The following is an 11221-nucleotide window of genomic DNA, read 5'->3' as shown; positions in this document are numbered from 1 at the left end:
AGGTGGTTTCAAACAGTTGCTCTCCGGTGGAAAAATCAACCAGGTAGGAGATGCCGATAAAAAACCCGAACAGGAGAATTACCGGAAGGTCGAACCTGTATTTCTGAAGCTGTGTTTTTATTTCTAACTTGTTGAATTTCATTAGAATATCTTTTAGAATAGTTAACCTATTGGTGCTACTGTTAATTTAAAGTTTTTTTATCCGCGGTTATCCGTATAATCCGTGTCACTGTGTCCGGCTCATGACGGATCCGCGTTCCAATTTAATCCGTGTTCTATTCTTTGTATTTTGGCTGCAATTTGTAAATAAGGGCTTTATGGGACTCACTCCTGTTTTTTTTATGTTAAAGCAAAAATGATGGCCATGATGACACCGATAACAATGGCTCCCAAAAAGCTTAACCCGTTTCTTATCAGGGTGACTTTCATTCCGAAATATTTGGCCTCCACGGGGATGGTCATCACGCCCACCATTTTCAGTGTAGTGATGAACAGGGCAATCACACCGTAGCTTACTCCGCTTTCATGCAGCATTCCGGCAAGCGGAAAGGAGATAAAGCCGGGTATCAGGGACACACTGCCAACGATCGCCGCCGAAAGGTATCCCAACATACCGGCCTGATCACCAAAATAGGTAAGCAATACCTTTTCGGGAATGAAAAATAGGGCTACGCTTACCAGGATGATGACAGTGAGCAAGGTAGGAAGGAGCTTAAGAAATTGCATGGCTCCCTTTTTCAACCCATCCAGGGTTTTCTTTTTGCTGGCTATGAAGGAGACCAGCAGCAATATACCTGTTATGACAAAAAGGATGGTCATTTGTCCGCTTTTTGAATCTGAACACCCAGTATTTTAGTAGGCTCTAAAGCTTCCATCTGATAAAGAGCCGGTTCTGAAATGACGCACTGGTCCTTGTCTGCTTCGGTGTATTCATTATCGATGTTTAAACGGACCCGCCCCGAAACGATGTAAAAGATGACATAGGTTTCCATCTCACAAGGCTCATCGGGCGGCAGTTTTTCTCCTTCCTTCAGTTCTATGATCCTGGTTTTAAACGCCTCTGCCTGGTACAACACGTTCTTATCCCTTTGCTCATAGGGATAGGCTGACATGGATCGTAAATCGAATGTTTTCATAATGTTTTGTTTTATAAATTATTGTTTTCATTTTATCCAGTAGTTTACTTAAGAAAAGGCCCCTTATATAACTTCAGGGGCCTTATAATCTTATTTCTCCTCATCCATCTCACGGATGGCTTCTTCCACATCCTCCAGTTGTTCCTGGAGACATTTACGGTAATGCTCCAGCATTTCCCTTCGCTTTTTTCTGCTCCAGAACATAGGATGATGACCCGGCATGCCAGCACCATGACCGCATTGAGCGCCTTGTTTGGGATGATTGGAATGACAACACATAATTTACCTCCTTATTTAATGTGACAAATATTTATACTAAACAATTTATTAGAATATTTCTGATGCATTGCGATAAAGAATATAATACCTTTAGTGCTCCTTATCAGTCACCCAAAAAGTTGATCTTCTAAATCGGGATTCCCCAATTATATTCATTAGAACCCTTCTTTTACAAGTTCCTAATGAATTAATTGGGTTTATGTTATTATAACGCAAAATTATAAAATTTATTAAGTATATGCAAATATACTTATATTTTTCGTCCAATTGTACTTGACGTCAGCAATCTTTCTGTTTTGAACTGTCGATATATAGTCTCCTATTTAAAAAATAAGTTTATATATCGAACACAAGTCAGCAGGGACAAGCGATCCTCTTTCCTTCATGCATCAGAGAAAACGAAAAGTCTTCTGCCGGAATTTCAAAGGATATTCAAAGGATGGACCGATATCTTAATTCGAGGTTTTGACGAACAGGAAAAAGAGCAAGCTTTTAATCTTTTGAACCGGATGATTACAAATTCAGTTCAATATTTAGATGATGAAGGAGGAGAAAATGAGGCCTAAACAACAAAGGGATCTTACACATGGCTCAATTGCGCCACTTTTATTGAAGCTCACGTGGCCTATGATTTTTGGTATGCTGGGTATGGTGATGTTTAACCTGGCCGACACCTATTTTATTGGCAAAGTGGGTGTAGACGAACTGGCTGCAATGGGTTTTACTTTTCCTGTAGTTATGGTAGTTGGCAGCTTAGCCCTGGGGGTAGGTATGGGAACCAGCTCTTTAATTTCCCGTTCTGTGGTGTCGCAGCCCCGAAACATCCTGAGGCTTTATGCTACGGAAGCTTTGTTGTTGGGTTTGTCTATCATTGTAATAATCGTAACAGTTGGGCAATTAACCATGAATCCTTTGCTGAAAGGATTTGAAACAGGGGTTTTGTTAGCCCTCGGCTGGGGTATGCTTCTGTTTATTGTAGCCCAATTCTGGGGTAAGCCTATTGCTTCAGTCTTTAGTGACAATCCCAATGTTATTTCGATTACGGCCGATTATTTATATATTGTTTCCTTCAGTTATGGCTTCCAGGGCATATTAATTGTGGGTGTCAATATGTTTAATGGGATTAATAAACCTATTCCCTCCATGGGGTTAACCCTGTTGCGTATGTTTGGGCTTTATGTTCCTTTAGCCTGGCTGGCTTCAGTTTACTGGAATCTGCAGGGGGTATTCTGGGCAGCTTTTGTAGCCAATATTATAACTGGGGTGGTTACATATCGCTTGCTGAAAAATAAAATAAGAGGAAATTAAAGGTACAATCAAATCCGTTTTATCCACAAAATATGATGTATTATTTACAATTAATTCTTTATCACCACTCCCTTTATTGATCCTCATATTCTTCAATCATACCACCGGTGAGCCTTAACAGGGTATGGTAACTCTGTATAACATTAAAAATTGCCTGTTGATAGTTATAGGCAGCATCCAGATAGATCTGCTGTACATCGCGGAAGTTAAACGAATTGATGGTACCGTTCTCAAACTTTTCCCGGGAAAGTTCCAGGTTAAGCTCCGCGGCTTCCAGGTTTTCATCAGCCACCTGAAGAAGTTCCTTACGCACCTGGTAAAATTCATACTCTTGGGCAAGCTGATTTTTTAAGTCTTGTTGCATCTCCTCCGTCTCAACCTGAGAAATTTCCCGCTCAATTCTGGCTGCCTCCAATGCCCTTTTCCGGTTATTCCCGTCGAAAAGCGTATAGGAAAGGGAAATTCCCACCGACGCATTCAATCCGGAGCGGCTTTGATCGAGGCGGTTCAGAGCGTCAGACCCATAATCCTGTTCCGATTCCGCATAACCACCAGCCCCCTTCAATGAAAGCGTAGGATAATAGGAACTTTTGGCCGACTGCACATCCAGCCGGGCCAGTTCCAGGTTAATATACTGATTTTCCAGCGTACTGTTATTTTCCAGCATCCGGTCAACCAGGTTGGAATACTGAAAATCCGATGTATCCGGTGAAAAATCAGAAACATAGTTATATTGCCTGTCCAACGGCTCAGCCATATGATAATTGAGTTCGCGAACGGCATTGCGGTAAGAGGAACGGGCTGAGAGAAAATCGGAACTATCTCGCAAATAGGCATTTTTAGCCTGCAACAGGTCGTAGGTAACCGTTGCGCCAATCTCTTTGCTATACTGTGCCCGTTGGTAGCGATCCCGCGAAAGCTCCATGTTGCTTCCCGCAATATCCGCCCGCTGGTCGGCAAGCAAAATATTGTAATAGCTTAATATAACGCTGTAAATCGTATTCTCAACCACAACAGCCAAATTTCCCTCCGATAAGTTTTCCATTTCTTCCAGCCGGTTTTTTCGAATACGTGCACTAAACCCACGGAAAATGGTCCAGTTTAATTCCACACTGCTGTTTAACTGCTGACTGGTATAACCACCATCTTCACTGAAATTCTCAGAGACATTCCCGGAACCGACAAATTGAATATTCGGCAACGCCCCGGCATTGCCCCAGGTATTATTCATTTCGGATATATCGATGGTTTTCCTCGAGATGATAATGCCGTAATTGTTTTCCAGAGCTGTGTTTACCGCATCTTCCAGCGACAAAGCCTCGTTATCCTGTGCGGCAATATTTGTGGTAGCAACAATGAACAATGCAATAAAAAGTTTTCTCATAATTATCAGTCTTTATATTTTAACCCGAATTATTCACAAATAATTCTGACGCTATTGAAAAACCTGGCTTTTTGCTTCAATAAATTTCGCAAAAACCCGGTTTTTCTAATGCGGGGTGACCTGGATCCTTCCCGCAATCCATCCCGCATTCATAAACTTCACTTCGTTTGTTTATGAATAATCCAGGTTAAGATGCAGATATAAAATACATTCAGCAGCTTGTAAATCCTGTCGAACGATTCCATTTATTCGCCCGATTCCTCTTTTCTGATATCTTCCTCCACCTGCTGATCAATTTGATGATTGATCACAGCGACTTCCACAGACTCCGGCGTGATATCCTTTTTTCCGAATAATCTTTTGGTTGTCACCAGCAATTGATTCGAAACCAATATTTGAATCGGTAAAGTAAGCAGGATGAAAAAGCCGCCAAACAGGATGCCGTAGGCCACAGAGATAGCCATTGGACTAAGAAAACGGGCCTCCGGGCTGCTTTCAAGAATCAGCGGCATCAGTCCGGCAGTAGTGGTTAGTGTCGTCAGAAAAATGGGACGAAATCTTGATCTGGCAGCTTCCATAGCTGACTCGAATACCTTGTATCCCTGCACCAATAATTGGTTGTATCTCGAAACAAAAATTACTGAATCGTTGATAATAACCCCGGTAAGCGCCACCATTCCCCATATGCTAAACATGCAAAGGGGTTCATTATGGATGGAATGCCCCCAGATGGCTCCCAGAACACCAAGCGGAATGGACAATAAGATCATCATGCCCTGGCGGAAGGATCTAAAGTAGATGATCACAATCAATGCAATAATGAGCAAGGCCACCCCAAAATATTTCACCATACTTTGTATCTGCTCCTGGGTATCTTTTTTTTGTCCCATGTGGGTGTAGGTAATGCCGGGATATTTATCCATAATACCGGGCAGTATGTTATTCTCCACCTCGTTGATTATGGGTGTCACCGAGGCCCGCTCGTCTTTCATGTAAGCATCCACACGGATTACCCGCCTTCCGTTGTATCCGTTGATCTTACTGAGGGACCTGCCCATGGACAAATCCGCCACGGTAGAAAGGGGATAGTTCCCTTTCGGGGTATGTACCAGCATATCTTCCATCTGGCCGATGGTTTCCCTGTTTTTTTCCGGATACCTGACATAAAACCAAATTTCATCTTTACCGTCCTGTATTCGTTGCGCCAAAGCCCCGTAATAGGCATCTCTGACCTGGCGCATTAATGAAGCCTGCGTCAAACCCAGGGTATGGGCTTTCGGCTTTAAGCCGATCCTGACCTCCTGGCTTCCCAACTGACTGTTATCCGTTACATTATAAAGGGCATCCATCCCGGAAAGACCTTCTCGCAGTTCTCTTTTGGCTTTCTCCAGTGTATTGAGATCATACCCCAGCAGCCCTATGGATACGGGAGCCCCAAAGCGTTGGGAACGACCACTGGAGGTGCCCATTGCAAACTTGTAGGCTTCGGGTATTTGTCCGATCTTTTTATTCAGCGCGTTTTGGATGGATTTATCCGTAACGTTTGATCCCTCCGTAGAGTTTAAGAAAACCCGCAGGACACCTGCATGGGTCCCGGTTTCTACGTTATTAAAAGCATTGCCCAAATTGATCTGGGTGGTTTTTACAAAGGGCTTTTCCCGCTCATGCTTTTCCATCAGTTGCCGGTTGACTTCATAGAGTTTTTCCTCAACCCACAACAATTTTTCTTTGGTGAGTTCTTTGTTCGTACCGGGTTTCAGCGCCAGGTCAATATTGAACATTTCCATCGGCCTTGGCGGGAAGAAAGTAAACGGAATGTGCCCGCCGATAATCAGTCCACCGGTGATGATCATCAAACCGGTGACAACAATTAAAACAAGCCCTTTGGCTTTCAATATACCTCTCAAAGCAGGCATGTACAACTGATCTCTTAACAAATAAACCAGCCGGTTGGAGAGGCGGCTCATCTTATTTGCCTTGCTGGTTTTTTTCAGAACCTTCGGATTTCCAACATGGGCAGGCAGGACAAATATGCCTTCAATAAGGGAAAATATCAGGCAGACAATGGCTACAAAGCCCATAGCATATAGCATTTCTAAAAATCCCTCGATAAAAAACAAAGGAAGAAAAGCAATTATAGTGGTCAGGATGGAAATAAAAATAGCAGGCAGCACCTCCTGGGTTCCGTCAATGGCTGCCAGACGGGGTGATTTGCCTTTGGTAAAGTGCGTGAAGATATTTTCCCCGATCACAATGCCGTCATCTACCAGAATACCGACTATCAGGATCATGCCTACCAGTGAAATTCTGTCTATCGTAATTCCATAAAGTGAGCCTACAATAAACATTCCGAGGAAGGATGCAGGAATGCCCCAGGCCACCCACAAGGAAAGCCTGAAATTCAGCAGGAGCGTTAACAGAATAATTACCAGCACAATTCCCATTAACCCGTTATTTATGAATATCGAAAGCTGGGAATCGATGTTTTCTGTGTAGTCTTCCATAACCCGTATCCGGAAATCTTCCTGCTCTTTATTGAATTCCCGGACATACTGATTGACAAATTCTGAAATTTTTTCCAGGTCTTCTGTCTCAAGTTTTGTGATGTTGATGATAACACTGGGGTTTCCATCTATAAAGCTCTCTTCGGGGTCTTCTTCATATTGCCTTTGAACACTGGCCACATCGCCGACTCTTACCAATTTTCCTTCGGCATTGCTTTTCACCACGATTTTTTCAATATCATCGGGATAAACAGAACGCTGACGGCTGACTATGTTAATCTTCTCGCGCGGGTTGCGAATGGCGCCGCCGTGTATATCCAGGTTGTTCGCTTTTATGGCTTGCTGGATCTCGGTGAAACTTAAATTGTAACGGCGAAGCTGGGTTTCATCAATGGTGACTGCAAGTTCCATCCGGTTTGAGGGTAGCCCTTCTAAAGCTACCTGGGAGATTTCCCCTGATCCCAACAGATCATCTTCAATGCGGTTGGCCATCTCATTGAGCTTTAGCTTGTCTCCACTCTCTGATGTCAATGCCAAATACATCGCCCTGTCGCGCGAACGTACCTTGGAGACGATCGGCTTCTCTGCTTCTTCAGGGAAATTGGATATGCCATCCACCTGGTTTTTGACATCAATAAGCAACTCATCAATATCATAACCGAAAGTTGATGTGATGATAATTTGTGAAAGGTTTTCCATGGATTCGGAAGTAAACTCTTTGATTCCCGGAACACCCCTGATCGCATTTTCAATCAAAGATGTTACCCCCTCGTCCATCTGCTGGGGCGTGGCGCCCGGGTACTTCACGGTTATCCTCAATGTATTGGTTTCAACCATAGGGAAAGAGGATTTCTGCATGTTTATAAACGATATGGTACCAAATACCAGTAGGATAACTACAACTATTTTTCCGTAAAAGGGGTATTCAACGAATATTTTCAGAATTCTTTTCATCTGTTTGAGTTTTATATAGAACACGGATCCGTGTTACTGTGTCCGGCTCATGACGGATCTGTGTTCTGTTTATTATTCCCTGATCCTGACCTCATCTCCTTCCTGCACGTCAACCAAAGACTCCGTAACCACCAGCGTACCGTCATCCAGCCCGGATATCACCACCGTATCATTTAACGTTCTTACCGGGGTCACTTTTTGCATTTGTAATTGCCTGTTTTGAACTACATATACCTTTTCTCCATCTATCAATGCCTCCCTTGGTATGGTCATTCCCACTGCCTCTTTTTGAATTTCAAAAGTTGCCTCTACAAATTCACCGATTTTGAAAGCCTGTTGGCCCCGTGGTATATATTTTACATAAACTTTTACCGTTTGGGTCTTTTCATCCAGGAAATCCGCTATTCGTGTAACTGTACCGGTTGTTTGATAGCCCCCCGAACCGGTTAAACTCACCTTATTTCCCGGTACAATCCATTTGGCATCTTCCGGGGGCACCGGAACCACCACTTCAAGCCGGTCGGTTCTTACAATGGAGGCCAAATCAGCGCCCATACCGGCTACAGCGCCTACCTGCCGTTTGACTTGCTGAAAAGAACCGTTGAAAGGCGCATATATGTTGTATTTATTCAAATTGATCTCTTCCTTTTCCAGGGAATAGTACTCCGAAAGTATGCCAGAGGAAGCCAGGAATACCTGTTCTTTTTCCGAACAGATTTCGGGAAGTTCGGGTAATTGCTCATGTACCTTTATGGAGGTAAAAAATTGCTTCCATTTGTCGTATTCCTCCGGGAAATCCACTTGCAAATCGGGTAAAATTGAGCTCAGCTTTTGAAGGAAATTGCTTTTGCCTGCCGTAAGAGCAGCTTTTATGTCTTCACTATAAATACGTATCAGCAACTCGCCTTTATTGAAATGTTCCCCTTCTTTAAAAGCCACATCGCCTTCCATAATGCGGCCGTTCACCTCTGCAGCCAGGGATACGGTTTCATAGGAAGCAATCCTTCCCTGATGTGTCACCGAGGGGACTACCGGTTCATTCATTAACTTTTGGGCTTTGACATAAAGGGCATCCTCTTGCTTCATGCTTTTTTTAGGTGCAGGCTTGTTTTTTACGGCATAAGCAGCCAACAGGACCGCTCCGGCCAGCACAACAATTCCTGTGATCCCATAAAGTACTTTTGCTTTCATTAATATATAGTTTTTAATGTGGAATTATAGCCTAATTTTATACCAATCAAGTCATTAGAAGTTGTAGAATGAAGCGCACCAATGAATGTGATTGGAAAATCCTTTGCTCCGTATGCTGTCGCTGAAGCTTTAGCGTAGGTGCCTGAAGCTTTGCGAAAGCGAGCCGATTTAGGTTAATGCTTTGACACCCGTTAGCTGAAATTATTACAAAAAGCAATACAAAAATTGCCCTGATTTTAATGTTACCTTCCTGTATTATTGGCGGACAGTGTTCAGTTTATTAATTTAGTATTTGCAAATATGCTAAAATATTTAACAAAATAAAAAAGACCCTCTTATTTTTTCAGAAGCGAGCGAAGCTGATGGAGCGCTGCATCCATCTGATCGGTGTTAATTTCATAGTGGATATGATAACCCCGGCGTGCGCTTTTCACCAGGTTAGCCTGTCGGAGAATTCTCAGGTGCTGCGAAGTAGCCGACTGGCTTACATCAATATGCTGTGCAATGGCGTTCACGCACCGCGGATTTTCCGCCTGAGCAAGATATTCCACAATCTTCAGCCGCGTGGGATCTGCTAATGATTTAAGGAAACTGCTCAATTCTGATATATCCTGCATAATATATATTTTCAAGCAAAAATAATGAAAATTGTTCTTCTGAATGATATTCAAAAAGGTTCCCCTGAGGATATCCCTGGTAATTTTCGTTTTCAGTGCATAATGTCTGTTGCAGACCAGTTGCACGAATAGGTCTGCATTCTGGTCCAGTCAAAAATTTCTTCGATTAAAGAGGAATCAAGGTCTTTCCCAACCTGCGAATCGAGAACAAGGTTATATTGCGTTAGTTTTTTATCGCTTCCTCCAGCTCACGGAATTCTTCAGTACGGTCGCAAAAATAACGGTGCGAATGGTAACCGATTAGAAGAAAAGGGTTAGAGGGTTTTCTTTCCATAGTTTCGCTTTTTACGTAACGTTAAATATGTAGCGCAATTTACGAAATATTATTTTAACAAACCATTCTTGTTTCGATGATAATAACCCGTAATAACAAATTGTACTCCACCTCCCCGCTGTTATTGGCACTAAGGATTGATTACAAATGAATTGTATAGAATTATTGCCCATCTGCCTGAATTTTTTTAATATTGTTAATTATGAATGAGGATCACTCATTTAGGTCAGCATTCAAATAAAAAGCTTTTATTATGCAAATACAGATCGATCATGTACAGTTAGAGGCGGTTCAGGGCGATATAGCCAATCAACCCGACATGACCGCTGTGGTAAATGCCGCCAATGCCCGTTTGGAAATTGGAGGCGGCGTGGCAGGAGCAATACATCGTGCTGCCGGTCCCGGTCTTGCCGAGGAATGCCGGCCAATGGCCCCGATAAGTCCCGGACAGGCAGTAATATCCGGCGGGCACAACCTGCCGAATGATTACGTAATCCATTGCCTGGGCCCGGTTTACGGGGCAGATAAGCCCGAAGACAAGCTTTTGGCCGACTGTTACCGGAATGCCCTTAAAATTGCCGAAGAAAAAGGGATCGATTCAGTAGCCTTTCCGGCCATTTCAACAGGGGCTTTTGGCTATCCCTTTGATGCAGCTACCGACGTGGCGCTGGAAACAGTGAGGGGAATGATCCCGGATCTTGAGCAGGTAAAGGTGATCCGCTTCGTGTTATTCAGCGGACGGGATTACAGGATTTATGAAAATAAATTGAAGGGCATGGAAGAATGACCAATGGCCCATGGTAGAAGTTACTCAGGTCCGTGTGCCCAGGATTTGTAGTTCCAATCAAAACCTGATCATTTGCATTACTAGAGGTTAGGGTTCCGTATACCAATACAATTTATACATCCTATAAATGTTGTATGATAATTCGTGCTGGAAACCGCATGGTAATAAATCATATTGTCATGGTGTATTAACTTCGTCTCTGTTTTTTGGTAAACTCCTGGATGCTCAGTTAAGGATAAAAATTCAGCTCAAAAACTATAAGTGATTTTTGCTGTTAGTTCATTAATCGCAGAAGTTATTATGGTAGTCAAATATTCAAAAATATTCTCAAGGTTGTTTAATGCTGTTTCTGTCCATAAGACTTTTATTCCCATTCATCAATATCTTTAAAAATTCCCCCGGCATTATACACACGCTCCTTTTGTGAATCTTCCTCGGCTTTATTTATCAAAGAATCGAATTCTTCCATGGTCATTGGATTAACTTCTTCACCAAAGGATTTTTTTCTTTCCTGATGAAGAACTTGCTCAAGTCTTTCAATAATATGTTCATTCTTTATGCGCAACACTTCTTTAAGAAATCGTATCTTTTTTGTTTCTAACCTGCATTATTCATAAACGAATCCCGCTGGTAAGCGGGAAAGTTTATGAATGCGGGATGGATTGCGGGGTGGATGCAGGTAACCCCGCATTAGAAAAACCGGCTTTTTGCGAAAAATAATGAAGCG

Annotated in this window: 10 protein-coding genes; 2 read left to right on the top strand and 8 right to left on the bottom strand. The window is 42.8% G+C overall.

Annotated features, from left to right (window positions below; all coding sequences use genetic code 11):
* Positions 1-339 precede the first annotated feature (339 nt).
* From KGY70_10775 to KGY70_10765, 3 genes are all read right to left on the bottom strand, one after another.
* A complete protein-coding gene (locus KGY70_10775) occupies positions 340-819 on the bottom strand; it encodes a permease (GenBank protein ID MBS3775664.1) in 480 nt (159 codons plus the stop codon).
* Positions 816-1136 (bottom strand): hypothetical protein, encoded by a 321-nt coding sequence (locus tag KGY70_10770; protein ID MBS3775663.1) that lies wholly within the window; start codon positions 1134-1136, stop codon positions 816-818. The genes KGY70_10775 and KGY70_10770 overlap by 4 nt, the downstream gene beginning before the upstream one ends.
* 90 nt (positions 1137-1226) lie before the next feature.
* Complete coding sequence (locus tag KGY70_10765; protein ID MBS3775662.1) at positions 1227-1415, bottom strand: hypothetical protein; 189 nt, start codon at positions 1413-1415, stop codon at positions 1227-1229.
* A gap of 555 nt (positions 1416-1970) precedes the next feature.
* Between KGY70_10765 and KGY70_10760 the strand changes: the two genes are divergently transcribed.
* The gene (locus tag KGY70_10760; GenBank protein MBS3775661.1) at positions 1971-2723 is read left to right on the top strand and encodes a hypothetical protein; all 753 of its coding nucleotides are present in this window, start codon (positions 1971-1973) and stop codon (positions 2721-2723) included.
* 73 nt (positions 2724-2796) lie between these two features.
* On the opposite strand, the gene KGY70_10755 is transcribed toward KGY70_10760, so the two are convergent.
* The 4 genes from KGY70_10755 to KGY70_10740 all read right to left on the bottom strand — a co-directional run bounded on the left by KGY70_10755 (position 2797) and on the right by KGY70_10740 (position 9373).
* The gene (locus KGY70_10755) at positions 2797-4107 is read right to left on the bottom strand and encodes a TolC family protein (protein ID MBS3775660.1); all 1311 of its coding nucleotides are present in this window, start codon (positions 4105-4107) and stop codon (positions 2797-2799) included.
* A 245-nt stretch (positions 4108-4352) separates the two neighbouring features.
* On the bottom strand, positions 4353-7565 hold the full coding sequence (locus tag KGY70_10750; protein ID MBS3775659.1) for an efflux RND transporter permease subunit: 3213 nt from the start codon (positions 7563-7565) through the stop codon (positions 4353-4355).
* 72 nt (positions 7566-7637) lie between these two features.
* Positions 7638-8756: an efflux RND transporter periplasmic adaptor subunit gene (locus KGY70_10745; protein MBS3775658.1), complete on the bottom strand. Its 1119-nt coding sequence runs from the start codon at positions 8754-8756 to the stop codon at positions 7638-7640.
* Between the two features lie 335 nt (positions 8757-9091).
* Positions 9092-9373 carry a winged helix-turn-helix transcriptional regulator gene (locus KGY70_10740; GenBank protein ID MBS3775657.1) on the bottom strand — a complete coding sequence of 94 codons (282 nt, stop codon included), beginning with the start codon at positions 9371-9373 and terminating at the stop codon, positions 9092-9094.
* A 587-nt stretch (positions 9374-9960) separates the two neighbouring features.
* Here KGY70_10740 and KGY70_10735 point away from each other — a divergent pair.
* The gene (locus KGY70_10735; protein ID MBS3775656.1) at positions 9961-10494 is read left to right on the top strand and encodes a macro domain-containing protein; all 534 of its coding nucleotides are present in this window, start codon (positions 9961-9963) and stop codon (positions 10492-10494) included.
* A gap of 364 nt (positions 10495-10858) precedes the next feature.
* On the opposite strand, the gene KGY70_10730 is transcribed toward KGY70_10735, so the two are convergent.
* Complete coding sequence (locus KGY70_10730) at positions 10859-11059, bottom strand: hypothetical protein (GenBank protein MBS3775655.1); 201 nt, start codon at positions 11057-11059, stop codon at positions 10859-10861.
* Positions 11060-11221 lie beyond the last annotated feature (162 nt).

This window comes from Bacteroidales bacterium (genome assembly GCA_018334875.1).
Classification (GTDB): domain Bacteria; phylum Bacteroidota; class Bacteroidia; order Bacteroidales; family UBA12077; genus JAGXLC01.
Note: the sequence above shows the minus strand (reverse complement) of the source record. Positions and strands in the feature narration are given on the sequence as shown.

Coding starts and splice junctions, on each gene's coding strand:
- KGY70_10750 (MBS3775659.1), bottom strand. CDS start 7,565: ATGAAAAGAATTCTGAAAATATTCGTTGAATACCCCTTTTACGGAAAA.
- KGY70_10735 (MBS3775656.1), top strand. CDS start 9,961: ATGCAAATACAGATCGATCATGTACAGTTAGAGGCGGTTCAGGGCGAT.
- KGY70_10765 (MBS3775662.1), bottom strand. CDS start 1,415: ATGTGTTGTCATTCCAATCATCCCAAACAAGGCGCTCAATGCGGTCAT.
- KGY70_10770 (MBS3775663.1), bottom strand. CDS start 1,136: ATGAAAACATTCGATTTACGATCCATGTCAGCCTATCCCTATGAGCAA.
- KGY70_10745 (MBS3775658.1), bottom strand. CDS start 8,756: ATGAAAGCAAAAGTACTTTATGGGATCACAGGAATTGTTGTGCTGGCC.
- KGY70_10775 (MBS3775664.1), bottom strand. CDS start 819: ATGACCATCCTTTTTGTCATAACAGGTATATTGCTGCTGGTCTCCTTC.
- KGY70_10740 (MBS3775657.1), bottom strand. CDS start 9,373: ATGCAGGATATATCAGAATTGAGCAGTTTCCTTAAATCATTAGCAGAT.
- KGY70_10760 (MBS3775661.1), top strand. CDS start 1,971: ATGAGGCCTAAACAACAAAGGGATCTTACACATGGCTCAATTGCGCCA.
- KGY70_10755 (MBS3775660.1), bottom strand. CDS start 4,107: ATGAGAAAACTTTTTATTGCATTGTTCATTGTTGCTACCACAAATATT.